Here is a 24,813-nt window from a genome sequence, read left to right on the forward strand (position 1 = left end):
CTTTATTTTTTTAGTTTTTATTTTTTACTTCTGCCTGACGCAATTTCCTCCAGGGAATTACGTGCTACTTCTTATTTACGCTAGTTTATACTAAGCTTTCTCTAAAGGTGCCATAGTCAGTCCAGCACGTCTTAACTGTTGATGATATAGTTCTGCTTGTTCCTGTGGTCCGACCCAAACTAAAGCCTGTCCTTCATAATGAACTTGTTCGGTTAATTCCCGTGCCAGATCGCCATTCATGCCTGGAATATACTTCATCAGACATTCGATGACGTGCTTAAACGTGTTAAAGTCATCATTTAAAACGATTATTTTGTAGTTGGGATAATGTTGCTTGATGGTCTGACCAGCTTTTTCTTTGGTTACGGCGGGGGAGACAGTCATTCCAATAAATCCTAATAACTCAACTAAATATTGACCAACGGTCACAGCAGCGCGAAAAGCCGTTGTGGGGGTTCCCCCCATTGAGGCTATTGAGCAAGAAGACCTCGTCGTCTTACGGCGGGGTAATCTGTGACTTTGTAGATATCAGATCAATCTACAGTCATTGACAATTCATGTTTATTTACACACATATATGTATGTCTTAAATATAAAGTCTAACCATTATTAATAATTTCTTCAAATTTTGAATTGAGCGAGTTATGGCAGTTAAGCTCTCATTTACTATTCTTTAAATTTGACTATTTGCTCATGAAAATTGCAATCGGTTGGCTTTATCCAACATTAATGAGTACTTATGGCGATCGCGGCAATGTTATTTGTCTTCAAAGGCGATGTCAGTGGCGAGGCATAGAAGTTGAAGTAATTCCTCTAAAACGAGAAACTGGGGTGGCACAATTTAATCAGGTAGATTTAATTGTCGGTGGAGGAGCGCAAGACCGGCAGCAAGAGATTGTGATGCGTGACTTGCAAGGAGAAAAAGCCCAAATTCTGCAAACAAAAATTGACCAGGGAACACCAGGTGTATTTACCTGTGGTTCGCCTCAACTTTTGGGACATTATTACGAACCAGCACTAGGCAAAAGAATTGAAGGCTTGGGTATATTAGACATGGTGAGCCAACATCCAGGTATCGAAGCGCAACGCTGTATTGGCAATTTAGTATTTGAAATTACCGCTACCCCGATAGCGTCAGAGTTACAGGTCATGTTAGGAGAAAAACCGATTGTGATTGGATTTGAAAATCATGGCGGTAGAACTTATCTCCAAGATGTACAGCCTCTAGGTAAAGTAATCAAAGGATATGGCAACAATGGCGAAGATCAGACAGCAGGGGCTTTTTATCAAAATGCGATCGCCACTTATTCTCATGGACCTTTATTACCTAAAAACCAGTTTATTGCCGATTGGCTAATTAAAAAATCGTTGCAAAAAAAGTATCAACAGGAAATTACCTTGACCGCTTTAGAAGATTCTTTAGCTATTGCAGCTCGTAAAGCAATGTTGCAACGTCTTGACTTATCCAACCTTTTGTCAACAGTTTAGAAGACTGTTGTTAATCTTTGCATTTGTTGCGTGCGTTGCAAAGCAAATTGCATTAATATTGCAATGATACAAATTATGCAAGAAGATCTTGCAAGGTGTGAGCATTACCCTGTCGTTTTACTTCAGAGTTTTCGTTCGCCATGGGCTAAGTGCTTCGCTGTAGGAGCACTTTATAAGTCCCGATTCATAAATCTTACGCAATTGCAAGCAAAACATATGACTGGAAAAGTACTAGATAATAGTTCTACTGGAATTTTGGTTCTCATTTTGCCTGTTGCCTTTGGTTTTGTGATTTTGTATAAGTTATGGCCTTTCTTACTATTACTAGCAGTATTGATTGTAGCTTTCAAATTTTGGCAAAATTACCAATGGCAAAAATGGTGTGGAGAAATCAACCCTTACTTTAATCAACTGATTAAAGAAAATCGGGGCTATTTAACTCCAGTAGATCTATCCGTTAAAGCTAACCTAACTGCCAGAGCTGCCAAAGTGTTCCTCAGTCGTAAAAGCGACGAATATGGCACTCAGCCAAAAACTATTAAGGATAAGGGTGTAGTTTATTATTTCCCTACTGCCAGTGCTTTGGGTAGTATTTTTGATGATAGTGAACCGGAAGCTTCAGTAAACTCTTATCAATTAGCAGCTAAAGAATCTAGCAAATTATCTGTCAGAGGTATAGCCCAACTAGCAAAACAAGAACAGACTCAGGAAAATAAAACAGTCACCAACTCTCAAGAATTCTCTTCTGTCGCTCAATTAACCAAACCAGAATCACCCCAGTCTACTGCAACTACTGAAGATGCATCTGAGGCAAACAGTACCGCTACGAAAGAAGCTGCTTCTATTGATGCGGGTCAGTCATTAATTCAAGCTGAATTAGCAAAACGTCTCGATCTGAATTCTAGTACTGTTGGCAGACGCAAAACTGATCCAGATTTTGAAGAGTGGAGTCAAAGCAAAGACCCCGAAGGAATTGCTTGGAGATATGAATCTGAATCCAAGTTATATATTGCAGTCATTCCCAACTAAAAGAGCTTTGCTCTCAGCATAAAAACTATACGATTGTGTAAGGGCGAATCGCGTTCGCCCCTACGATAATTATTTATTGTGTTGTGTCTAACCAAATTAATCATAAATGGCAATGGCAAACCTGGGAGGGTAATTCTTATCTAACCTGTAATCTGCTCTCAAACTGGAAACATGGATTTTTTACTAAGCAATTTTATCCTCGTACCCCAGAAGATTTAAGCTTAATTTTGCAACCGAATACTGTTGCATATCGTGTCAAACAAGTACACGGAAATTTGGTTCTAACATCTCAAGAAATAGCTAATACTATTCAAGAAGGGAATTCATCTAAGTCTTTTCCTGATGGTGATGCTGTGATCAGCAACTTTCAACAACAGTCCGTTTGGGTTGCCAGTGCTGACTGTACTCCTTTGTTGATTGGAGACATAGTGACAGGACAAGTCTGTGCAATCCATGCTGGCTGGAGAGGTACAGCTCAAAACATTGTTTCCAAAGCGATCGCCCGATTCCTTGATTTTGGCAGTAAGAAAAAAAATCTACGGGTTGCGATCGGTCCTGCGATCGCCGGTTCAGTCTACCAGGTAGATCAAAGTGTAGCCATAGAAGTTGGTCAAACAATTATTCCCGGTGCTACTGACAAAACTGACTCAGAAATTCTCGCAGAACTAAAACAGTTGCCTAAAACGCCCATTTTTGATGATGAGCTGCCTGGCAAGGTACGTCTAGATGTGCCTAGAGTGAATCAAATTCAATTAGAACTACTAAATATCAATCCAGAATACATCGCGATCGCTCCTTTTTGTACTTATCAACAAAGCGAGCGCCTTTTTTCATATCGTCGTACTGGAGAAAAAAAAGTTCAATGGTCAGGAATTATTAGCAAATAGTTTTTTTAGCTACATTTATAGTCTTTAATAATAAGATAAGAAATCTATATAGAGTTATTTATCTACCTTGTTTTTTCAATCCCTAGATCAAATTCTGACGAAGCTAGAACAACAGCCTGAGTGGGAAAAATATCGTGAGTATCATCAACTACTCACATGCTGGTACCAAACCGTTAGCCCAAACATCGCCGAGAATACCCGTCCCCTGTACATTTCTCGGCAGGTACTTTGGGTTGCTACTTCTAGTGCAGCTAGAGCTCAGGAGCTTTCTTTTCAAAGGTATACTTTGCTAAAAAAGCTCAATCATCAATTGCCTTATATTTTAAAAGATATTCGCTTCTCATCTTCTCAATGGCATCAAAAAACTCAACCAGAAAATACTAAGCCAACTTTATTCAACGTCAGCAACAAGCAAAAATCTAAAATTAATCATCGTGATTCTAGGGTTTTAGATCACCAAATCAAGAATGAAAAAGACAAGTCAACTCAAATATCTTCTTCCTCAACGAAAGCCGGGGCGGCAGCAGAGCGTTGGCTCAAAACTATCAAACAAAACCCACCATCTTTTCAATGTTGTCCTAACTGCGATTCTCCTACTCCAAAAGGTGAAATAGAACGGTGGAATTTATGTTATCTCTGTGTGGCTCAAAAATGGTCTCAAGAATACCGTCCTCCAACTTTTCCAGAGCATTAGTAAACATTTGGTTAAAAATTATTGACCTACTTTGTTAATGATCCCTATATTGTTTTCCACCTTGACTACGAGAGAAGCATCACTAGAAAGTTATTTTTGATACAATTTTTGGGAATTATTATAACTATTCATTAATCAATTATAAAGAGAATATGAAAGATTGACCCTGTCTGGGGATCATCGAAACCCAGATAGGATAAACACTTCAATTAGATTTGTAAGTTTATAAAGAGAGCGCAAAATAGGAAAAAGATTACGGATTCCAGCCGTTCCTAGAATTACAATCTGACTGATGAAAGAAAGAAATTTTTCAACTTCTGCTTGTCGCTTCTGTCGCTTTTATCGGCCAGAGGGACGAAGGGGTGGTTTATGCGAAATGTTGAGTGTGCCAGTCCAAAGCAGTTGGAAAGCTTGTTCATTTGCCTCTCCTCCCTTTGAAACCACTTTAATAAAATTAGAAGATATATTTAATCTGGATGTTTCAATTCCATTACAAACTGCTAGTAAGGTAGCTTCCGATCCGCCTAAAATTAATGCCAGTGTCACTTTTCAAGCAGCAGCTACTCATCAGCTCGATTAAATTCTCTCAGTCACCATAAAAGTAAAATTTATCCCAACTAATTTATCCCAACTAAGTGAAGAAAAGATTATTCAGGCTTTATACTTAATTTTGATTCACAGAGTACACTTTTCCCGATCCAGTTAAAGCTTCACAAGATATTAATTGGTAGTTTTATAGCGTTTCTCAAATAAGTGAGGTACAAATATAAACTTAGTCAAAAACCTTAAAACCCCTATTCCCTATTCCCTGACTCCACCAAAGTGTATCTCATTAATACGAGAAACGCTATATAGTTTCTGATCTCTAGATTACTCAACTTAGTGAGATTGACAAGGCGAGAAGTCCTCGCCCTGTAATAAGATTCATGGGAGGGTGTTGGGGACTGATTAACCAGAGGTCTTAGACTGAATTATCCATCAATTGTCAAATTTCCCAAGATAACGAATCATTTATTGTTTAAGGCAACCAAGGATACTGCTGAAAGTTTGGAGAACGTTTTTCTAAAAAGGCTTGTTTTCCCTCTGCTCCTTCTTCCGTCATGTAGTAAAGCATAGTCGCATTACCAGCTAATTCTTGTAAGCCAGCCTGTCCATCACAGTCCGCATTAAAAGCAGCTTTAAGACAACGAATAGCAATTGGACTTTTAGCCAAGATTTCTTGCGACCATTTAATCCCTTCAGCTTCTAATTGACTTATCGGTACAACGCAATTTACTAATCCCATTTCTAAGGCTTCTATAGCACTGTATTGCCGACAAAGGAACCAAATTTCTCTGGCTTTTTTTTGTCCGACAATGCGAGCTAAATAACTAGAGCCAAATCCACCGTCAAAGCTACCTACCTTGGGACCGGTCTGCCCAAAAATAGCATTATCGGCGGCAATAGTTAAATCACACAATACATGGAGCACATGACCCCCACCAATAGCATAGCCAGCTACCAGGGCAATTGTTACTTTTGGTAATGAACGAATTAAACGCTGTAAATCTAAAACATTTAATCTGGGGGTACCCTGTTCATCTATGTATCCAGCTTTACCTCTAATACTTTGATCGCCACCGGCACAAAAAGCATATTTACCGTCAGTATGGGGACCTGCCCCTGTCAAAAGCACTACACCAATTCTATTATCTTCACGAGCGTCTACAAAAGCATCGTACATTTCCCATACAGTTTTGGGACGAAAAGCATTGCGTTTATGAGGACGGTTAATGGTAATTTTGGCGATGCCACTCCATTTTTGGTAAAGAATATCTTGGTAAGTTTTAGCCGTTTGCCATTCAACTTGCATAGGTTATCGCTACAAAAAGCAAAATAATTGTTCTCTAGAATTAAATCATCGAATTTCAGTATCATTAGAAATTGTAAAACTGATTTAGGTATTTTCAGCACTTTTACCTGGGAAGAATTATTTGACCCAAAAACTTTCTATCTAATATATTAACTAGACACAAAGAAATATTAATAATATATTAAACAGCAAGATGATAGCTAATCAGAGCTTTATATAACTAGGGATCAATATCAGACTATATAAAATCTATATAAAGAAAGATAAGTAATATCAAAACAAAAATTATAATTAGAAAAGATTAATTTAATAACGTAAGAATCAAAATGCAAATAGAGTTGACGACTTGAGCCATAAGTCCCAAGATTCTATTCAATAAAAATGATTAAAACACAATCAATTCATTGCCCCAATTGTGGCGATCGCGCTACCAGACATTTTACGGACAATTCGATTATACGTACCTCTTGTCGTAGCTGTGACTATTTACTAGTCCAATGCGCCAAAACTGGTAAAGTGATTGAAGCATACGCTCCAGGCATTGATAGTAGTTCTTTAGTTGCTTCGGCTTCGGCTTAGACTTTTGAGGCTCTCAGTTGTCCACAAGCTGCATCAGCCTCTAAACCACGAGAATAACGTACGCTGACAGTTATATTTGCTGCTTCTAAGATGTTAGTAAATTCTCTAATTCGGTTTTTCTGTGGTCGTTGATAATCAACTTCTGAAATAGGATTATAGGGAATTAAGTTTACATGGGTTTGAAAGCCTTTTAAGCATTGAGACAGTTCCCGTGCATTTTCAGGTAAGTCGTTAACCCGTGACAGCAAAACATATTCAAAAGTCACCCTTCTACCTGTAACCTCTACATAATCTCGGCATTCATCCAGTAGATTATTTAGAGGATATTTTTTGGCACTAGGAATTAATTGTTCTCGTAAAGCTTGATTAGAAGCATGAAGACTTACCGCTAGCACAATTTGTAATTTATGTTGGGCTAGCTGATGAATTTTCCCAGGAATACCCACTGTAGATACAGTTAGCGATCGCGCTCCGATACCAACATCCTGATTCAAAGACTTGACCGCAGCTATAACATGATCGATATTTGCCATCGGCTCTCCCATGCCCATAAATACTACATTGCTGACTCTTTGCTCAAAATCTTCCTGCACTGTTAGCACCTGATCGATAATTTCATGAGCTTTGAGATTGCGGGTAAAGCCGCCTTTGCCTGTGGCGCAAAAATCACAGTCCATCGGACAGCCTACTTGAGAAGAAACACACACAGTCAACCTTTTAGCAGTGGGAATACCAACTGCTTCAATGATTAATCCATCCGCCAGACGTAATAGATATTTACGGGTGGCATCAGGAGCAACGCTACGATAATGAATCGTAGAACGTCCCAGGGGATATCCTGCCATTTCATGCCGCCACTTTTTGGGAAATACCGAAATATCAGATAGCGATCGCACCCCTTTTTGGTATAACCATTGATACAGTTGTTTGCCTCTATAAGCTGGTTGATCTTGCTCTTGTACCCAAGCAGTTAACTCAGCTAAAGATTTCCCCAAAAGAACCTCTGAATTCTTGATCGATTGCTTTACTATTTGTGGCGTCATTAGATTTTGATTAAGTACTTTGATTGAAATGAAATCTTTTAAAATTTTGTAAAAATAGTTGGTTTTTAGCTATTTGTGACAACCATTAAGTAGTGACATTTTACAATTAATTCAGAAACTCTACTAAAGTATGATTTTCTTAATGTAACTCTTACCTTCTAACTTTGAGACAGTTGCGGTAAAGGGTTAAATCAGCATAAGCTTTAAATGACTAGCTTTGCGTCCCCATCTGTCAAACTCGAACTCCGAACTCCGAACTCCGAACTCAAATAAACGGTTGCCAAAGATATTGGTTAAGGTCAATTTTGCCGTTACTTTTAAATTCAATTCCTTCTTCTTCCAATAAAACTTTTTGTAAATAATCACCACCCTGACGCTGAAACGAGTAAGAAATTTCCCCTTTAGCATTAATTACTCGATGCCAAGGAATGTCATCTTTAATATCTACTCTAAAAAGAGCATATCCTACCAAACGTGCTTTACCATAAAGTCCTGTTAAATCTGCAATTTGTCCATAAGTTGCCACTTTTCCTCTAGGAATTTTTCTGACTGTGGCATAGATGCGATCGTATTGGGACATTGATAATAATTTGCTCGAAATAAGTGAGTTCGGAGTTTGGGGTTCAGAGTTCAGAGTTCGGAGTTCGGAGTTCGGAGTTAGAAATTATGATTTGTGGATTTTGACAGTGTATTAGGCAATGATCTACTTGATCAGATTTAGGCTATTACTTAATGAAATCCAGTTTTCTAAGCTTAAATCCTCTGCACGACATTGAGGATTGAAGTTTAGCTGTTTTAATATTTGAGTTGAATTTTGAGGATCAACTACACTCTTTAGATTATTACGTAACATTTTACGTCGACTAGCAAAACCGAGTTTAATTAATGTCTCTAATTGACGGGGATTATCAGCAGGATTAGCAATTATTTTGGGATGCAATCTCACCACTACTGAATCTACTTTTGGTCGTGGATAAAATGCTTTAGCAGGAACGTTACAAATTATTTCACAACTAGCCAAGTATTGAACCCGAATTGATAAAGCACCAAAGACTTTAGTCCCTGGACCCGCAACTAAACGTTCTCCTACTTCTTTTTGCACCAGTAATACTATTGATTCATAATGTTGAGGTGCAGGAGTTGAAATTTTGCCTAATAACTTCTCAATAATCGGTCCCGTAATATTGTAGGGAATATTGGCAACTACTTTATTTGGATTTTGAAACTTAGGAAAATCTTGTAATAGAGATTCTAAATCCAACTCTAGAAAATCATCTTGAGCCAACAGAAAATTATCGCGATCGCCAAACTTGTGAACTAACTTTTTACATAAATCACGGTCAATTTCCACAGAAACTAAAGCAGCAACTTGTGATAACAATCTAGAAGTTAACACTCCTGTTCCTGGTCCAATTTCCAAGACGCGATCGCCCTGGGTTAATTCTGCAGCAGTGACTATCTGATCTAGGACATCCTCGTCACGCAACCAATGTTGACCAAATTGTTTACGAGGTCGAAAACGGCTACGATTCTTAGCTTTATTACTAGATGTCATGAATCAAGTATTTAAAATTAATAATTAATAATAAATAGTTAATAATTGCTTGTATTAACTAAAAACTACAGTTTTATTATCGTAAACTAAAACTCGATTTTGTAGATGTAATCTGACAGCACGGGATAAGACTAAACGTTCAAGATCCTTCCCCTTACGAATTAAATCTGCTACTGTATCTTGATGATTAACGCGAGCAACTTCTTGTTCAATAATAGGTCCTTCATCTAAATCTTCTGTTACATAATGAGCTGTAGCACCGATAATTTTAACTCCTCGGGTATGAGCGCGATGATAGGGTTTAGCTCCAGGGAAAGCAGGTAAAAAAGAATGATGAATATTAATGATCTGAGGGAACTCCTCAACTAGTTTGGGGCTAAGAATTTGCATATATTTAGCCAAAATCACGAGATCTATCTGATATTGCCGTAAAAGCTCTAATTGTTTATCTTCTTGTTTAGCTTTAGTTTCTTTAGTAATTGGTAAATAATGAAAATCAATTCCGAATTGCTGGGCGATCGCTTCAAGCTGAGGATGATTACTGATAATCAAGGGGATGGTGCAGGATAATTCTCTAGCCTGGTTACGCCACAGCAAATCTAAAAGACAATGATCTTGTTTTGTCACCCAGATCGCAATTTTTGGTAAAGTGTCGGAAAAGTGTAGTTTCCAGGTGGCATTGAGAGGCTTGGCGATCGCTGTAAAAGCAGTAGCTATAGCTTCTCGGGGTAAATTAAAGCCTTCAAGTTGCCATTCGATACGAATCAAGAATAAACTTGTAGCGCAATCAGTATGTTGATCTGCATGAATAATATTACCTCCATTGGCATAAATAAAGTTGGCAATTTTGGCAACTAATCCGGGTCTATCGGGGCAAGAAATTAATAGAGTTGCAGTCGGCTTAGTCATATATAGTTTACGAGGAGTATTTTTTTACAACTACCAAAATGATCCTTTTCCTCTGGGAGGTTATCAAAGCGTAACAGATGCTCAAAACAACTGTAATTTTTTTCAGTCAAACTTAATTTGACATCTTGTTTTTGGGCAACCTAAAACTAAGAAGTTAATTACGATCATTAAATTACATAAATTTAATCTAATTAATTATGTTTCCATAACAGTATTTAAAGTCATTTCTATATTTATTAATGTTAGATAATCTAATATTCAAGAACTTATGCTAGTAAAGCCCTGGTAATTTTAATAGGGAGTATGGTTTCTACTCCGTCTTTATAAAGGTTGAGCAATATTTAAGCAAAACTATACTATTATGAACAGTCAAGACAAGCCGTTAGAAGGAAGCGATAATCTAGACGAAATATTATTGGAAAATTCTAGTGAAATTGATTCTGTTAATGATAAGCAAGCAGATTTATGGTCGCAAGGAAAAGAACCTGAAGCTTTTGATTTTGATGAACCTCTGTTAGAGGAAGATGCTGTTGAAACATCTAGTGAATCTACAGAGAAAAGTTTGGATTTAGATCTTGACGATCTAGATTTCCGTAATCCACCAAAAGCGGAAGATTTTAAGCGCTCAAAGTCCAAGCTCATTCCAGAGAATCAAGGTGGATCATTGGCATCAGAATTAGAAGTCACTTCTCTTGACCTTGATCCATCCGAAGAACTAGCAGCCTTAACCGATACTTCACTAGATGAAATTAATAATTTGGATGATGCAGCAGCTTTAACCGACACTCCACAAGATGAAATTAATAATTTGGATGATGTAGCAGCTTTAACTGATACTCCACAAGATGAAATTAATAATTTAGATGATGTCAGTTTGGATAGTGTCAGTTTAGACCATCTTTCCGAAGCTGCTTTAACTATAGATGATTCTGATCTAGAACTTGATAACCTGGAGTTAGAAGATTTAGGGAAATTAGAATCATTCACGGAACCATCGCTGGAAAGTGAAGATTTAGAAGGTTTAGGGAATTTAGCGGAGTTAGAAGAGTTAGAAGATTTAGGGGATTTAGAATCATTACCGGAACAATCGCTGGAAAGCGAAGATTTAGATTTAGGGGATTTAGCGGAGTTAGGAGAGTTAGAAGATTTAGGGGATTTAGAATCATTCACGGAACCATCGCTGGAAAGTGAAGATTTAGATTTAGGAGATTTAGGGCTATCAGAGTTAGATTCATTATTGGGTTCTCAGCCAGAGCCTTCGTCCTCATCTAGTGTTCAGTCTAAGACTACTTCTCCTCCCCAACCAGTTACCGCCAAATCTAGTCCAAAATCGCCAGAACCTGCGACCGTTAATAAAGCCCAAACTTTCGACCAGACAATGAGAGTTTCGGTGCGCAAACTGGATAATTTGAATAACCTTATTGGAGAATTAGTAGTCAAGCGCAATCGTTTAGAGGATGACCAAGAAAGATTGCGCCGTTTCTTAGACAACCTGCTCGGACACGTTCAGTCTTTAGGGGAAGCAGGAGCCAAAATGCACGATATGTATGAGCGATCGCTTTTGGAAGGGGCATTAATGGCCAGTCGTCAGTCTCGGGTTAATTCTGCGGTGGCGAGTGGCAACTCTAATTTGTTGAGTCGAGAAGAAAACTCACAAGACGAGAGTTTAGATGCTTTGGAAATGGATCGCTTTACCGGCTTTCATTTGCTTTCTCAAGAAATTATTGAGCTAATTGTACGAGTCAGAGAAGCAGCTTCCGATATTCAGTTTGTAGTCGACGAAACAGATAAAGTAGCTCAGACTTTTCGCCAGGTTACTAGTCAACTACAGGATGGGATGAATTCTTCCCGTATGGTTGCTTTTGGGCAGACCTCAGATCGTCTTCCTAGAGCGATTCGAGACATTTCACGCAAACAGAAAAAACAAACAAATCTCCACGTTGAAGGTAAAGATGTATTGATCGATAAAATGATCGTTGAGCATCTTTATAATCCCATGACTCACTTGGTTAATAATGCTATTTCTCACGGGATTGAGAAACCAGAGGTTAGACTAAAAAAAGGAAAACCCGAAGCGGGTAATGTTTATATCAGGGCATTTATTCAAGGTAATCAAACTGTCATTTCCGTTCGTGATGATGGCGCAGGAATCGATCCAGAAATAGTCAAGCAAAAGGCGATCGAAAAAAACCTGATTACTTGGGCAACAGCACAAAATTTATCGGAACAACAGATTTACGAACTTCTTTTCCATCCAGGGTTTAGTACCAAAGATCAAGCTGACGATTTTGCAGGTCGAGGCGTTGGCATGGACGTAGTTAATACTGATCTCAAGAAAATTCGTGGCTCTATCAGCACTGAGTCTGAAATTGGCAAGGGAACAATCTTTACGATTCGTCTCCCGCTAGTTTTGAGTATCTGTAAAGCTTTAACTTGTGTAGACAACAATACTAAAATTGCTTTCCCTATTGATGGGGTAGAAGATACTAAGGAATACCTACCTAGTGATATTCAAACTAACGCCAATGGAGTGCAGTGTATTTCTTGGCAGGATACCCTGCTCCCTTTAAGACCTCTAAATACGCTACTCAATTATAATCGTCAAATCCGCAGAGCTGGTATTTATAATGTCAATTCTAATAATGATGACACTATTTCCGTTATCATTCTTCGTAGCCTGGATAACTTGCTTGCAATACAGGTTGATGAAGTTAGGGCTGAGCAGGAAATAGTAATCAAACAAATTGATGGTCCCATACCTAAGCCGCCAGGTATTGCGGGAGCTACAGTTTTGGGGGATGGCACAATCATGCCCATTGGAGATGTACTAGAGCTAATTGAAATTGCTCAAGGCAAGAGAACTATTGAAGTTGGCTTTAATATTCTTGGTACTGATGCAGCTATTAAACCACCTGAAACTGAAAATATCCAACAGGAGCCGATGGTATTAGTAGTTGATGACTCTATTACTGTTCGAGAATTGCTGTCGATGAGTTTCAATAAATTAGGTTATCGCGTAGAACAAGCTCGAGATGGTCAAGAGGCTTGGGATAAGCTGCGTGGGGGTCTGGTTTGCGACATGATTTTCAGTGATATTGAAATGCCTCGCATGAATGGTTTGGAACTATTGTCCAATCTATACAAAGATGACAAACTAAACTCCATACCAGTCGCTATGCTAACTTCTCGTGGTGCAGATAAACATCGGCAAATAGCCAATGATCTAGGTGCCAAAGCTTATTTAACTAAGCCCTACACGGAAAAAGATCTCATGGATGTGGCACAACATCTAATTGAAATCAATCGAGCTAACAAAGAAGCTGAATCTGTTACTGTAAAAATTGATAAGGTTAAAAATCGCAAGTCTGAATCAAGCCTTCAGGATGCCCCAGTAGTATTAATTATTGATGATTCAGTAACAGTTAGAGAATTGTTATCCATGAGCTTCAAAAAAGCCGGCTATCGTGTAGAACAAGCCCGAGACGGTCAAGAAGCCTGGGAAAAACTGAGTGAGGGTTTAGAGTGCGATCTTGCTTTCTGTGATATTGAAATGCCTAGGATGAACGGCTTGGAACTACTATCTCAACTTCAAACGGATGAGAAGCTAGCAAAATTACCGATCGCCATGATAACTTCTCGTGGAGCACAAAAAATGCGTAATATAGCTGCTTCTCGTGGAGCTAAGGGTTATTTTGTTAAACCTTATGTCGAGGATGAGCTATTAAAAGCCGCCACAAGAATGCTAAATGGAGAAATATTAATCGAAAATGTTGATGAGGAACTTTAGAAGGATGAAAAGTAAGGGATAAAGGATGAGGATTTATCTATATCTAATTCAGTAAGGAACTTATGAAGACAGTAGATGTCAATTATCCTCTGTCAACTGTCCATTGAATAATTTGCAATGATTAAAATAACGATTTTTCTTGGTGTTTTTTGGTTAGGTAACTTTTGCGGCATTCAGTCTGCTGTCGCCACACAAAGCAAAACTCAAGATATTAAATTAGAGGTGGGTATTCTTCAGCGATTGGGGTCTTTAGCAACAGATGACCAAGACCCTGTGATCGAGCAAGTTACCATCAATAGCACTCCTGGTGATTCTTTAAAGGTTAGTTTCCCTGAAGGAGATAAATCTAGCCCAGAAATTCAAACTCAAAAGGTGGTATTAAAGTTAGATTCGGTAGCGATTCCTCAACCTAAACTAGTAGAAAAATTAGTTCTGAGCGATCGCTCGACCTTTGAAACTGCCGAAGATAGTGCTAAATCTTGGAAAAAACTGGGTATTGAGGTGGAGGTAGCTCAACCTGGACGTTGGCAAGTCTGGGCGAAAAGAGATGTTTATGGCACCCCCTTGGTCCGTCGTTGGCTACTCCATAGTTTAGAAGCTAACGGTTATACTAGCCCCTATCTCTCTACTAAAGTCCTGCACCAAGAACCACGAGTAACTCTGGTTATTGACGGTCAAGAATATTATGAAGATGAAGTAGCGATAACTACCAGCAAGAATTTGGTCAAGGTAAATACAACCAAAAATCCTCAATCAACTCGACTCTATGGAGGAAGTTTAAAGCTTCAGCCCAATGCTCACGGTGAATTTACTTTGGTGAATCATGTCCCCCTGGAAACTTATTTACGGGGAGTTGTCCCTTACGAAATTGGTGCCAATGCGCCGCCTCAAGCTGTTGCAGCGCAAACAATTATTGCCCGTACCTACGCTTTACGCAATCTCAGACGTTTTACGGCTGATAATTATCAACTCTGTGCCACAGTTCACTGTCAAGTTTATAAAGGTTTAAATGGGACTAATCCGATCAGCGATCGCGCGATCGCTGAAACTGCAGGTTTGGTTCTGACTTACGAGAATGAATTAATTGATGCCTTATATTCTTCTACCACTGGTGGTGTAACAGCCGCTTTTGAAGATACTTGGAATGGTACAGAGCGTCCTTATCTCCAGCCCGTGCTCGATGCTCCAAGTCCATTTTGGGATTTAGCAAAATATCCCCTGAATAATGAACAAACATTCCGTCACTTTATCGATCTCTCTCAAGGATTTAACGAGACAGGACGGGAAGGAGTATTTCGTTGGCGTAAAAAAAGAAGTATTTCTAACCTCAACCAAGATCTACGCAAGTATCTCCGGAAAATTCGTCATCCCCTGGCTGATTTTAAAACTATTGAATCGATGCAAGTTCACAAGCGATCGCATTCTGGCAGAATTTTAACTCTCACTATCCAAACTGATCGAGGAAAACTACAGCTACACAAAAACGAAATTCGGAGTGCTTTGGAACCTCCCCGTAGTACTTTCTTCTATCTCCAGCCAATCTATGGCGATGCTCAAAAACTCAAAGGCTATACCTTTATTGGCGGAGGTTTTGGTCATGGAGTGGGTTTGAGCCAATATGGTTCTTATAATCTGGCAAAATTGGGGTGGTCAGCAGAGCAAATTCTCGCTTTTTATTACCCTCAGACTAAAATTAAACCTTTAGACAACACTATTGTTTTTTGGCGTGAACAATCAACTGAGTCATCAGTGAGCAGCAAATAATATTAAACCTAATTTGAATTGGAAAAATAGAAAAACTTTTCTTGATTTTTATTTACTAACAAAAAATTAAAACTGCTATATTAGTGTGAACCGCCATCTGTAAAAAATAGCTTAGAGACTTATTAAATTACAGAGTATTGCGGAAATAAGTCTCTTGAGGCTCACATCCTCTTTACTGTTTGGAAAACAGACTCTAATTCATAGATTAAAGAAGAAATGTGCTTAGCACATACTAAATAATGGCTTGCAAAATCAAGGATACCGACTTTACTTTTATAGTTTCGACTTAATTGATTTTCCTCATTATTTAGTCTTCTTCTTTTTCAAAGATCAAACAACTCGAGAAAATGGGATTATTTCGGAAAGTAGTTTCAGTAAGACCAAACCAAGTAGGTTATTTATATAGAAATAATAAGTTTCTCAAAAGACTCACTCCAGGGATTTACAAATTTTTTGACTTTTTACGGGAATTCGATGCAGTAATTATCCCTACTATTAGTAAATTGATTACGGTAACAAATCAAGAAGTACTAACCAAAGATAATATTTCACTGCGGCTGTCTTATATCTTAGAATATCAAATTACTGATGGTAATATTTTTATTAGTAGATTCAACTTATTTGAATCTCATCAAAATTATTGTTATACAAATTTAATTACTGAAGCGGAAAGCGTTGTTCATAACTTATCTCAGGTTTATCTACGGGAAGAAATAGCAAGTATAGAAAGCCAAGAACTAAATAAGCGCAAAAAAGAAATTCTCAATCATATTCCAGAATCTCTACAAATTAAATTAAATAGTTATGGTATATCTGTTCATCAGCTAATTATCAAAGATATTTATTTCCCCAAAATAATTCAACAGCTATTTGCTCAACAACTAGAAGCTAAAATCAGGTCTAAATTAGATTTAGAAAATGCTAGAACTACAGTCGCCACAGCTAGAGCATTAAAGAATGCGGCTGAATTGATGAAAAATAATGAAAACATCAAATTTATTCAATTTCTAGAAACTATTTCTAAAATTGCTACTCAAGGAAAACATACTTTTATAGTAGGTGATATTCAAAACCAAAATCTAAGTAAGGATTAGAGCCATCGGATTGTTTTCAGTAGTAGCTCTTTTTGCTCTTGATTAAAAAACTAATATCAAATTGCGATCGCACCATATGTTATTACATTTTGATTGTTAAGGGCGGCGATCGCATTTAAACTAAGCAATAATAAGTTTACCTACAACCTAAAGAGTCACGGGTATCCACTCCAGTATCAGGATTGACACCAGAAGCATTCTCACACAATTGTTTAACCTGCCATTTTTCCAAAACCGCTAAGGAAAAATCTGTTCCGTCGATCTTAGCCCCTTTAAAAGTAGAGAAAGATAAGATAGATTCTTGAAAATTAGCATTGGTTAAATCAGCACCATCAAAATTAGTCAGATAACCAAAGCCATAGCTAAAATCCGAACCACTTAAATTGGCATTGGCTAAATTAGAAGCATTAAAGACAGCACCTCTAATATCTGCATTACTAAAATCCGCCCCTTCTAGATCAACTTTCGCAAAATCAACACTTTGTAGCATTTTGCCGGAAAAATCTTTATTTTTAAAATCAGATTCACTATAAGTAGAAGGAGTAACCGAAGAAGAACTTCCCGCCAAAGCTGGTAAAGGAAGAATAAACAGAATTAGTAGCAGCAAAAATGCACTCAGTCGGAGAAAATATTTCATGGACAAATTATCTATATTTAAGCAAACCTAGCTTACGAAGAATACAATTTCTAATTGTAAATCTTCTTCTGTCCTCAGTGCGAGCAATTACTCCTCTCCAAAAAATAATCAATAACAATGGCAAACAATAATCCAATTAATTTTTCGAGTCTACTGCAACAACTCTTAGATCGACAATCACTTTCCCAGGTGCAGGCATCTCAACTGATGCAAGGATGGTTGCAGGAAGATATCCCAGAGGTTTTATCTGGAGCAATTCTCGCAGCTATTCAGGCTAAAGGAGTATCCGCAGAAGAGCTGGCAGGGATGGCACAGGTACTAAAATCTCAATCTCTTCAACAGCAGGAAATACAATACGATCATCCTGTTATAGATACTTGTGGAACAGGGGGAGATGGAGCTTCAACCTTTAATATTTCGACGGCGGTAGCTTTTATTGCAGCTACAGCTGGAGTTAAAGTTGCTAAACATGGAAATCGTTCTGCCTCCAGCAAAGTGGGATCTGCAGATGTCCTAGAATACCTGGGTGTTAGTTTAACTGCTCCCTCCGAAAAGGTTCAGACCGCAGTTCAGGAAGTGGGGATTACCTTTCTTTTTGCTCCTGGTTGGCATCCGGCGATGAAAAGCGTTGCCTCATTACGACGCACTCTCAAAATTAGAACCGTATTTAATCTGCTTGGTCCCTTAGTAAACCCTCTATGCCCAACTGGTCAGGTAATCGGAGTGTACGATAGTCAATTTCTGCACAGTATGGCAGAAGCACTAAACATTTTAAAAACACCTAAGGCGATCGTTTTACATGGTAGAGAAAAACTAGACGAGGCAGGTTTGGGAGATGCCACAGATTTAACAATGGTAAACCAGGGTAAAGTCACTCCAGGTATAGTAAATCCTCTAACTTTGGGCTTAAAACCTGCTCCCCTGAGTGAACTCCAAGGGGGAGACGTTGAGACAAACGCTACTATTTTACGTAATGTACTTCAGGGCAAAGGAACTCCCGCACAACTAAATGCAGTGGCTTTAAATACCTCTTTAGCTTTGCAGGTAGGGGAAGTTGTTCCCTTGGGAGAACATCTTCAGGGTGTTACTACCGCTAGAGAGATTATTAGTAGTGGCTTAGCCTGGTCTAAATTAGAAGAGTTGGTCAAATTCTTGGGAAGTTGAAAGGTTTGATCTCGATGATAACTAAGGAAAAATTAACTTCAACCTTATTTAGAACTTAGTTGTAGCTTAATCTTAGTATCATCAGAAACCCGAGATATTTCTTGATATGTAAGTTTGAGAATCATATTGGGTTCAAGAGCAACTGAACTCGAAGCGATCGCACCTTGTCCTTGGGCTCCATAACCATAGCCAAGATCTAGTGACCAACGATGTTTATTTTTACCAACTTTTTCCTGAGAATTGAGCCTACCTCCCCAGACAGTAAATTCTTCTTGATTTTGTTTTACTTGGCGAGTTTCATATTTAACATAGGCTGAACATTTAATGCCTAGGGGTTTAGAATCCAGTAAATTGATGTTTAGCTCGGAATTGTGTTTTTGCTCCTGAGTCTTATGAATAAACTGCAAAGAACCAATTCGTGAATCTAATTTCCAATGAAGGTTTTGCTGATTGTCCATAGCGGCTTGAGCAGTGAGAGCAAAAAAATCGTTGTGAATAGCTATTTTGACCCCTGTACTCAAAGACTCGTTTTGACTATTTCCCTTCGCGGTCAAGGTAAAACCAGAAATCATCCCCCAATTAAAATCAAACTTTTGTTTTTCTTCGTCGTGGTAGTAATTAAAAACAAAATTCTCGGCAGGTTTGAAACGGACATGGGAATAAACATCTAATCCTGATTCCTTGGCTAACAAAGAAACAGTAGTTCGCACCGGAATGCGATCGCTATCATAGGTTAGCTGGGTAAACCCCACTAACAAATCTTCATAAACAAAACCCACTCCCATAGTGACATTGTTGGCTACTCCACTATGGAAAGTAACACCCCCACGGAATTTTTCAAATTCTCTAGAGGAATCGGCTTTTTTAGCTAAATTCTTATTTCCTCCCCCAGAAACCGTTAACGCCGAACTACCAGAAGGTAATGTTGGGGCTAAATTTGTATAGTTGAGCTTCCTTAAATTTAACTTTTGCTTCTGATTACTATGTTCTCCCCACTGTTCGATTGTGGTTAATCCCCAATATTTCTGGTTATTTTTACTGGGCCAAAAAGTTTGCTGAAATCCTAACATCAATTTGCCCTGTTGATCCTGATGAGAATAAGATCCTTTCTCCAGAGATATACTCGGGTTATCAGAAAAATTCCCATTAGCACTAAAACTATCGCGAAAAATAACTTGTTTATCTTGAGCAACAGCAAAATTCAAATTATCAGACTTATTGACAGTTACAATACGATCAACAAAGTTAAGAACTTGAGGCACAAGATTTAACTTGTCATTAGAGAAAGCCGTAACTGAGAGAATTGGCGATGTCGGTATCTCTAGCCCTGAATGCTCTCCAACCAGTGGATTAGCATGAGCTGGATAATTTAAAATAAGACAGCCAAAAATGCTGCCAAAGAGGACGTTTGCTACAATGGCTTTCATTCATGTGTGGGGGTGTAAATGGAAAAAGTGTAAACTGCCAAAAACAGAGATTTAATTCAAAAATCAAGCTAAGTATTTCTGGCTATAGATAAATACTTGGAAAAATTGATTCAGTTTTAAATCAAGTTTGGAAATTTTGTAACTAGCAAGAAATATTAAAGTGATTTAACCCTTATCGAGTTTTTTACTTTCTTCTCTATTCTATTGTGAGTCTTTTTTGATTGCCAATAATAAAGATCACATGAAGATTGCTACGAAATATGTTAAAGACATGGTGAACAGGTGCTTGAGGGACTCTGAAGACCTCAAACATGGTTCAAGTTACTCTGAGTACGTATATTATCTTTATAAAAATAAACAGATGAAAACATTAGCTACTGCTTTATTGTTAAGTTTGGGAATTATCAATGGTTCAGCTGCTATCGTCCAAGCTGAAAATGCGGCTACTGCACCTGAAGAATTAAGTGAGACGATTTCAGCCATAGAAGAAGCTGCTAATGATCAAGACCTAGAGCGAATAATTGAGTACTATAGTGCTGATTTTACTAACACAGATGGCTTAACTACCGATTCCCTTGCCAAAGCTTTAAAGCAGGTCTGGAACAACTATCCCCAAATTAAATACATAACTAAACTTGAATCCTGGACCAGAGATGGAGATCAGTTAGTTGCAGAAACTACGACTCTAATTCGTGGTGTACAAAATAATCAGGGTCGAGTTGTGCGTTTAAACTCGGTAATCAGCTCTCGCCAATATTTTCGTGAGCAAAAAATTGTCCGTCAAGAAATTTTAGCAGAACAATCTCGGCTTACTTCTGGGGAAAATCCGCCAAAAGTAGAAGTAGTTGCCCCAAAAACCGTTAAAACTGGAGAGAAGTATAATTTTGATCTGATTGTCAATGAACCTTTAGGAGATAAAGTTTTGCTAGGAGCAATTCAGGAGGAGAAAACCGCGGGGAACTTGTATCTTAATCCTACAGCTCTAGCATTAGAACCATTACCAGCAGGAGGAATTTATAAAGTAGCAACAGCTCCATTGCTCCCCGATAGTAACTGGCTTTCAGCTATTTTAGTTCGTGGAGATGGTATTACCATGGTGACTCACAGAGTTAATATCGAAGAAAGAGAAATTAACCAACAGAAAAAAGCTTTATGAGAGAGCGAGTGAACAGTAGAATGTGACCAGTCCAGAGAAAGCAATCTCTTGGATTTAACTTCTATTGTTAGAAAATAGAAATTAAACAGTTTTGAATAAATAGTAGAAGCTAAAAATCAATTATTAATTCAACTGATATAGCACTACGAGAAAACATTAGGACATTTTCTATTCCCTATTCCCTATTCCCTATTCCCTTTGAACCAATATGTTATGTCCTAAGCTTAAAGCGTAATGCTATAACTGATTTATAGCGGTTCTCGATTCGGTGAAGTATAGTAATCCATGTAGCTGAGGAAAGGTAAAAGGGTTTACACTGATTTTAAAAACCTGCCTAATGTATAGCCGTACAAAGTTGTATTAGGACAAGTTTATTTGATTGCTCGTAAGTAACAAGTAATAAGTAATAAGTAATGAGTGTCCTAATGTAAGTCCGTATTGCTATACCTTATTAATTTATGAACCGCTTATTGGGATTTATAAATTGTATTGTGACTTTGGTAAGATAATTCCAAATAATCAAACCTTTTGTTTGATCGCTAAATTTGATTGCTAACTGTATTCTGTGCGGGGAGCTTTGACAATCACCAGATTGCCAGGAGAAAATTGCAGGGGAAAATAACTTGATGTCTGTAATAGCAACACAAATATTTTCCTCGGGTTAGACTTTTTCATATGAACCAGAAATATCATCATGGAGATTCGCAATTAAGTGAAGCTCCGTGCCAAAGAGAATCATTAGATGTTTTGATGCCTGCAAATTATCAATTCAAACGCAGTAAAAAACGAAAATATTCTTGGCTGATGAGGCGTTGTCGTCTAACTTATCTCAAAATTTTGAGATTGCGCGGAAAACCCCAGGTAATTGCTAAAGGATTAGCTATAGGCGTATTTGCAGGATGTTTTCCTTTTCTAGGCTTACAAAGCTTAATTGGTATTGTGTTAGCTACAATTTTTCGAGGAAGTAAAGTAGCTGCTGTCGCTGCTACTTGGATTAGTAATCCTTTGACCTATGTGCCAATATTCGTCTTTAATTATAAAATTGGCAAGCTTTTGTTGGGAATTCAAGATAGTCAATTGATCCCTTTAGATTTAGATATAGAATCTCTTACTACTTTTAAGGAATTGGGTTCAACTTTTGCTATTACTCTACTTACTGGTTCTTGTATGGTGGGGATGATCTTGGGTTTTATTACTTATTTTTATAGTTTGGCAATTTTAGAGCGTTTACGCGGTCGCTCGGCACGACGTGCCAAAGGCAGTCGTCATAACTTGAATAGAAAGAGAAAATAATAAAACAATATTTTAAAAAACATCTTTAAAAAACATCAATTCAAAGACGATGTATACCAATGTTGCCCCTGAATAGCAGTATGTACCTCCCAGTTAACGGAAGTATCAGAATGATCTAAACGATAGTGTCCACCTCGACTTTCGGTACGAAAAATAGCACTCTTGAGAATTAAATAACCAATATCAAGCAAATTAAGGGTCTCAGTATAAAGCTTTAATTGTGATTCGATAGCAGCAGAATTTAATTTAATTTGTTGATTCGGCGATAAATGAAGTACATATTGACTCAGAGCCAGATTTGCTAATTGCGATCGCCAATTAGTAACAGTAGCGATCGCTTGGTTCATAACGTCAGCTGTGCGACAGATTCCCGCACTACGCCACATTAAATCAGGTAGTTGACTTCTGATCGATTTAATCAACTCCATTTCCTGTTCCCAGTTGACCGTAATTGATAATGTATTAGGCGAGTTAACTATCTCTGTTGAAGTAGGTTTTAGTTTAGCAAGTTGAGATGCATAAACTACACATTCGAGTAAAGAATTACTTGCAAGACGATTTGCTCCATGAACTCCAGTATTAGCAGTTTCGCCTACGGCGTACAACCCAGGAATGGAACTTTGATTTATGGTGTCTACCCCAATTCCTCCCATCCAGTAGTGAGCTGCTGGAGCTACGGGAATAGGCTTAGTAAACAAATCTACATTCCAATGTTGGCAGACACGAATAATATTGGGAAAACGGTAGCGAATTCTGTCATCGGGAATTGGTCTGAGATCCAAATAAACATTGCTTTCTGAGGTTTTTTGAAGATGAATGAAAATAGCTCGACTAACCACATCTCTGGGGGCCAACTCTCCGTCTGGATGATAGTCAAAAGCAAAACGTCGTCCGTTTTTGTCTACTAGGTGTGCTCCTTCTCCTCTAACTGCTTCGCTAATTAAAAAACGTGGTGCTCCATGTACGGTTAGAGCAGTAGGATGAAATTGAACGAATTCTGGATCTCTAATAATGGCACCACTACGCCAAGCCAGCGCCACACCGTCTCCTGTACTAACATCAGGATTAGTGGTTTGAGAGAATACTTGTCCTCCCCCGCCAGTGGCCAAAATTACTGCTGCGGATTGCATCCAGCTTATTTTGCTATCTTTTAGGATACTAATTCCCTGACAGTTTCCTGTATCTGGATTGAGCCATAGCTGAAGTGCAAAAGCTTGAGACAAAACTGTAATATTAGAGCGCTGTAATACCTGTTGAGCTAAAGTGACGACAATTGCTCTACCTGTAGTATCTGCGGCGTGGAGTACTCGAGGACGAGAATGTGCTGCCTCTAGAGTCATGGATAATTGGCTCTGGTGTCGATCAAAAGCTACTCCCATTTCTACTAGGGATTGAATAGAATCGGCAGCATTTTCCACCAAGAACTGAACCGAATCGCGATCGCATAATCCTGCGCCAGCTTTCAAAGTATCATCTAAATGCAATTGTGGAGAATCATCAGAACTAATTGCTGCGGCAATTCCTCCTTGCGCCCAGTCACTCGCACCTGTGTTGAGCTGGTCTTTAGTAACTAGAGCAACCTGGAAATTATTTGGTAAACATAAAGCTCCGTAAAGTCCTGCCGCTCCCGAACCCACTACTATTACATCGAACTTAGAATAACTCAATTTAAATTATTTTGACAGATCTTAATTGGAAATTATCATGGCACATACCGATCAAAAAACCACGTTTAATCAGCAAACGTGGTTACAAAAATCAACATGATAACGAAGCTGTTTTAATACAGACCCGGATTATAGCGATCGCCTCCAGCGTTCATAGAAGCTGCTACGTCTGTAACAATAAATTTATCCATATTGGCTTGTAAACGCTCGATTTGGCTGTCGCTCAAGCCAGGAATATTTAATACATCTTCTACGTTTTCGTAAGGTGCATTTTGGATAATTTTACTGGCAAGATTAGGATAAAATCCCCTAAGCTGACGAAATTCTCTAACGTCGCTATTGTTTAAATCTAGTTTGCCTCTAATCAACTCTTTGCGTTTGGCATCAGCTGTATTAACGCGAGCTAGTACCATGGGAGATTGTACGGTAAACAAACCCATTTCATTGGCTTGGGCTGCTCCAGCAAATCCCCAAGAACCTATAACTAAAAATAAAGCAGCAATAATGCCTAGAAATCTCTTCATCAATTTAAATTCCTCCTAATCTGAAGATATTTTACTCACAGAGAATTGTTTTATTTTCTCTATAAATATTAATTTTTGTTTTCTATCTTTTCTCTACGGTGGTTTTGATGCTTGACAGACAAACTCAACCTTTTAACAGATAACGTTGATATATATCATAATTCTTTGACTACATTTTTTAAATACTAAGTTTTAGTTTAATCTTTCTTGGTCGACAAAATAAGTTGCCCAAAGACATAATTAAGCAGTTTGTTTATTGAATTT

At 38.2% G+C, this 24,813-nt stretch carries 22 protein-coding genes; 12 read left to right on the plus strand and 10 right to left on the minus strand.

Annotated features, from left to right (window positions below; genetic code table 11):
- Positions 1-90: 90 nt before the first annotated feature.
- Positions 91-384, minus strand: a complete 294-nt coding sequence (gene clpS / locus PLEUR7319_RS0124825) for an ATP-dependent Clp protease adapter ClpS (protein WP_026102765.1) — start codon at positions 382-384, stop codon at positions 91-93.
- A gap of 309 nt (positions 385-693) precedes the next feature.
- Here clpS and PLEUR7319_RS0124830 point away from each other — a divergent pair, with 309 nt between their 5' ends.
- From PLEUR7319_RS0124830 to PLEUR7319_RS0124850, 5 genes are all read left to right on the plus strand, one after another.
- Positions 694-1,488 (plus strand): type 1 glutamine amidotransferase, encoded by a 795-nt coding sequence (locus tag PLEUR7319_RS0124830; RefSeq protein ID WP_019507931.1) that lies wholly within the window; start codon positions 694-696, stop codon positions 1,486-1,488.
- Positions 1,489-1,704: 216 nt separating this feature from the next.
- A complete protein-coding gene (locus PLEUR7319_RS0124835; protein ID WP_019507932.1) occupies positions 1,705-2,517 on the plus strand; it encodes a hypothetical protein in 813 nt (270 codons plus the stop codon).
- 83 nt (positions 2,518-2,600) lie between these two features.
- Positions 2,601-3,404, plus strand: coding sequence for a peptidoglycan editing factor PgeF (pgeF, locus tag PLEUR7319_RS0124840; protein ID WP_019507933.1), 804 nt, complete (start codon positions 2,601-2,603; stop codon positions 3,402-3,404).
- Between the two features lie 67 nt (positions 3,405-3,471).
- Positions 3,472-4,098, plus strand: coding sequence for a DUF721 domain-containing protein (locus tag PLEUR7319_RS0124845; RefSeq protein WP_019507934.1), 627 nt, complete (start codon positions 3,472-3,474; stop codon positions 4,096-4,098).
- 292 nt (positions 4,099-4,390) lie between these two features.
- On the plus strand, positions 4,391-4,678 hold the full coding sequence (locus PLEUR7319_RS0124850; protein ID WP_019507935.1) for a hypothetical protein: 288 nt from the start codon (positions 4,391-4,393) through the stop codon (positions 4,676-4,678).
- A gap of 438 nt (positions 4,679-5,116) precedes the next feature.
- Here PLEUR7319_RS0124850 and menB read toward each other — a convergent pair whose 3' ends face one another.
- Positions 5,117-5,950, minus strand: coding sequence for a 1,4-dihydroxy-2-naphthoyl-CoA synthase (gene menB / locus PLEUR7319_RS0124855; protein ID WP_019507936.1), 834 nt, complete (start codon positions 5,948-5,950; stop codon positions 5,117-5,119).
- A gap of 381 nt (positions 5,951-6,331) precedes the next feature.
- Here menB and PLEUR7319_RS0124860 point away from each other — a divergent pair, with 381 nt between their 5' ends.
- The gene (locus PLEUR7319_RS0124860) at positions 6,332-6,529 is read left to right on the plus strand and encodes a hypothetical protein (protein WP_019507937.1); all 198 of its coding nucleotides are present in this window, start codon (positions 6,332-6,334) and stop codon (positions 6,527-6,529) included.
- Here PLEUR7319_RS0124860 and rlmN read toward each other — a convergent pair.
- From rlmN to purU, 4 genes are all read right to left on the minus strand, one after another.
- The gene (gene rlmN / locus PLEUR7319_RS0124865) at positions 6,526-7,572 is read right to left on the minus strand and encodes a 23S rRNA (adenine(2503)-C(2))-methyltransferase RlmN (RefSeq protein ID WP_019507938.1); all 1,047 of its coding nucleotides are present in this window, start codon (positions 7,570-7,572) and stop codon (positions 6,526-6,528) included. The genes PLEUR7319_RS0124860 and rlmN overlap by 4 nt on opposite strands.
- A gap of 265 nt (positions 7,573-7,837) precedes the next feature.
- Positions 7,838-8,152 (minus strand): MGMT family protein, encoded by a 315-nt coding sequence (locus tag PLEUR7319_RS0124870; protein ID WP_019507939.1) that lies wholly within the window; start codon positions 8,150-8,152, stop codon positions 7,838-7,840.
- Positions 8,153-8,275: 123 nt separating this feature from the next.
- Positions 8,276-9,127, minus strand: a complete 852-nt coding sequence (rsmA, locus tag PLEUR7319_RS0124875; protein WP_019507940.1) for a 16S rRNA (adenine(1518)-N(6)/adenine(1519)-N(6))-dimethyltransferase RsmA — start codon at positions 9,125-9,127, stop codon at positions 8,276-8,278.
- A gap of 54 nt (positions 9,128-9,181) precedes the next feature.
- The gene (gene purU / locus PLEUR7319_RS0124880) at positions 9,182-10,036 is read right to left on the minus strand and encodes a formyltetrahydrofolate deformylase (RefSeq protein WP_019507941.1); all 855 of its coding nucleotides are present in this window, start codon (positions 10,034-10,036) and stop codon (positions 9,182-9,184) included.
- A 361-nt stretch (positions 10,037-10,397) separates the two neighbouring features.
- Between purU and PLEUR7319_RS0124885 the strand changes: the two genes are divergently transcribed.
- The 3 genes from PLEUR7319_RS0124885 (at position 10,398) to PLEUR7319_RS0124895 (ending at position 16,681) form a co-directional block, all read left to right on the plus strand.
- Positions 10,398-13,823 (plus strand): hybrid sensor histidine kinase/response regulator, encoded by a 3,426-nt coding sequence (locus PLEUR7319_RS0124885; RefSeq protein ID WP_019507942.1) that lies wholly within the window; start codon positions 10,398-10,400, stop codon positions 13,821-13,823.
- A gap of 117 nt (positions 13,824-13,940) precedes the next feature.
- On the plus strand, positions 13,941-15,587 hold the full coding sequence (locus PLEUR7319_RS0124890; RefSeq protein ID WP_019507943.1) for a SpoIID/LytB domain-containing protein: 1,647 nt from the start codon (positions 13,941-13,943) through the stop codon (positions 15,585-15,587).
- Between the two features lie 347 nt (positions 15,588-15,934).
- Complete coding sequence (locus tag PLEUR7319_RS0124895) at positions 15,935-16,681, plus strand: slipin family protein (protein ID WP_019507944.1); 747 nt, start codon at positions 15,935-15,937, stop codon at positions 16,679-16,681.
- A 136-nt stretch (positions 16,682-16,817) separates the two neighbouring features.
- On the opposite strand, the gene PLEUR7319_RS0124900 is transcribed toward PLEUR7319_RS0124895, so the two are convergent.
- Positions 16,818-17,318, minus strand: a complete 501-nt coding sequence (locus PLEUR7319_RS0124900) for a pentapeptide repeat-containing protein (protein ID WP_019507945.1) — start codon at positions 17,316-17,318, stop codon at positions 16,818-16,820.
- Positions 17,319-17,435: 117 nt separating this feature from the next.
- Here PLEUR7319_RS0124900 and trpD point away from each other — a divergent pair, with 117 nt between their 5' ends.
- Entirely contained in the window at positions 17,436-18,482 is a 1,047-nt protein-coding gene (gene trpD, locus PLEUR7319_RS0124905) for an anthranilate phosphoribosyltransferase (RefSeq protein ID WP_019507946.1), read from the plus strand.
- A gap of 44 nt (positions 18,483-18,526) precedes the next feature.
- On the opposite strand, the gene PLEUR7319_RS0124910 is transcribed toward trpD, so the two are convergent.
- Positions 18,527-19,909 (minus strand): hypothetical protein, encoded by a 1,383-nt coding sequence (locus PLEUR7319_RS0124910; protein WP_019507947.1) that lies wholly within the window; start codon positions 19,907-19,909, stop codon positions 18,527-18,529.
- 361 nt (positions 19,910-20,270) lie between these two features.
- On the opposite strand from PLEUR7319_RS0124910, the gene PLEUR7319_RS0124915 reads away from it, so the two are divergent.
- On the plus strand, positions 20,271-21,065 hold the full coding sequence (locus PLEUR7319_RS0124915; protein WP_019507948.1) for a nuclear transport factor 2 family protein: 795 nt from the start codon (positions 20,271-20,273) through the stop codon (positions 21,063-21,065).
- Between the two features lie 675 nt (positions 21,066-21,740).
- Complete coding sequence (locus PLEUR7319_RS36630; RefSeq protein ID WP_019507949.1) at positions 21,741-22,358, plus strand: DUF2062 domain-containing protein; 618 nt, start codon at positions 21,741-21,743, stop codon at positions 22,356-22,358.
- A 35-nt stretch (positions 22,359-22,393) separates the two neighbouring features.
- Here the strand turns inward: PLEUR7319_RS36630 and nadB are convergent, their stop codons facing one another.
- Entirely contained in the window at positions 22,394-24,025 is a 1,632-nt protein-coding gene (gene nadB / locus PLEUR7319_RS0124925; RefSeq protein WP_026102767.1) for an L-aspartate oxidase, read from the minus strand.
- Positions 24,026-24,138: 113 nt separating this feature from the next.
- Positions 24,139-24,549: a photosystem II complex extrinsic protein PsbU gene (psbU, locus tag PLEUR7319_RS0124930; RefSeq protein WP_019507951.1), complete on the minus strand. Its 411-nt coding sequence runs from the start codon at positions 24,547-24,549 to the stop codon at positions 24,139-24,141.
- Positions 24,550-24,813: the final 264 nt, after the last annotated feature.

It is taken from the genome of Pleurocapsa sp. PCC 7319, assembly GCF_000332195.1.
Classification (GTDB): Bacteria; Cyanobacteriota; Cyanobacteriia; order Cyanobacteriales; family Xenococcaceae; genus Waterburya.

What these genes read in the sequence shown, in the direction of transcription:
- clpS (WP_026102765.1), bottom strand. Translation starts at nt 384, where the DNA reads ATGACTGTCTCCCCCGCCGTAACCAAAGAAAAAGCTGGTCAGACCATC.
- PLEUR7319_RS0124830 (WP_019507931.1), top strand. Translation starts at nt 694, where the DNA reads ATGAAAATTGCAATCGGTTGGCTTTATCCAACATTAATGAGTACTTAT.
- PLEUR7319_RS0124835 (WP_019507932.1), top strand. Translation starts at nt 1,705, where the DNA reads ATGACTGGAAAAGTACTAGATAATAGTTCTACTGGAATTTTGGTTCTC.
- PLEUR7319_RS0124850 (WP_019507935.1), top strand. Translation starts at nt 4,391, where the DNA reads ATGAAAGAAAGAAATTTTTCAACTTCTGCTTGTCGCTTCTGTCGCTTT.
- menB (WP_019507936.1), bottom strand. Translation starts at nt 5,950, where the DNA reads ATGCAAGTTGAATGGCAAACGGCTAAAACTTACCAAGATATTCTTTAC.
- PLEUR7319_RS0124860 (WP_019507937.1), top strand. Translation starts at nt 6,332, where the DNA reads ATGATTAAAACACAATCAATTCATTGCCCCAATTGTGGCGATCGCGCT.
- rlmN (WP_019507938.1), bottom strand. Translation starts at nt 7,572, where the DNA reads ATGACGCCACAAATAGTAAAGCAATCGATCAAGAATTCAGAGGTTCTT.
- PLEUR7319_RS0124870 (WP_019507939.1), bottom strand. Translation starts at nt 8,152, where the DNA reads ATGTCCCAATACGATCGCATCTATGCCACAGTCAGAAAAATTCCTAGA.
- rsmA (WP_019507940.1), bottom strand. Translation starts at nt 9,127, where the DNA reads ATGACATCTAGTAATAAAGCTAAGAATCGTAGCCGTTTTCGACCTCGT.
- purU (WP_019507941.1), bottom strand. Translation starts at nt 10,036, where the DNA reads ATGACTAAGCCGACTGCAACTCTATTAATTTCTTGCCCCGATAGACCC.
- PLEUR7319_RS0124885 (WP_019507942.1), top strand. Translation starts at nt 10,398, where the DNA reads ATGAACAGTCAAGACAAGCCGTTAGAAGGAAGCGATAATCTAGACGAA.
- PLEUR7319_RS0124890 (WP_019507943.1), top strand. Translation starts at nt 13,941, where the DNA reads ATGATTAAAATAACGATTTTTCTTGGTGTTTTTTGGTTAGGTAACTTT.
- PLEUR7319_RS0124895 (WP_019507944.1), top strand. Translation starts at nt 15,935, where the DNA reads ATGGGATTATTTCGGAAAGTAGTTTCAGTAAGACCAAACCAAGTAGGT.
- PLEUR7319_RS0124900 (WP_019507945.1), bottom strand. Translation starts at nt 17,318, where the DNA reads ATGAAATATTTTCTCCGACTGAGTGCATTTTTGCTGCTACTAATTCTG.
- trpD (WP_019507946.1), top strand. Translation starts at nt 17,436, where the DNA reads ATGGCAAACAATAATCCAATTAATTTTTCGAGTCTACTGCAACAACTC.
- PLEUR7319_RS0124910 (WP_019507947.1), bottom strand. Translation starts at nt 19,909, where the DNA reads ATGAAAGCCATTGTAGCAAACGTCCTCTTTGGCAGCATTTTTGGCTGT.
- PLEUR7319_RS0124915 (WP_019507948.1), top strand. Translation starts at nt 20,271, where the DNA reads ATGAAAACATTAGCTACTGCTTTATTGTTAAGTTTGGGAATTATCAAT.
- PLEUR7319_RS36630 (WP_019507949.1), top strand. Translation starts at nt 21,741, where the DNA reads ATGAACCAGAAATATCATCATGGAGATTCGCAATTAAGTGAAGCTCCG.
- psbU (WP_019507951.1), bottom strand. Translation starts at nt 24,549, where the DNA reads ATGAAGAGATTTCTAGGCATTATTGCTGCTTTATTTTTAGTTATAGGT.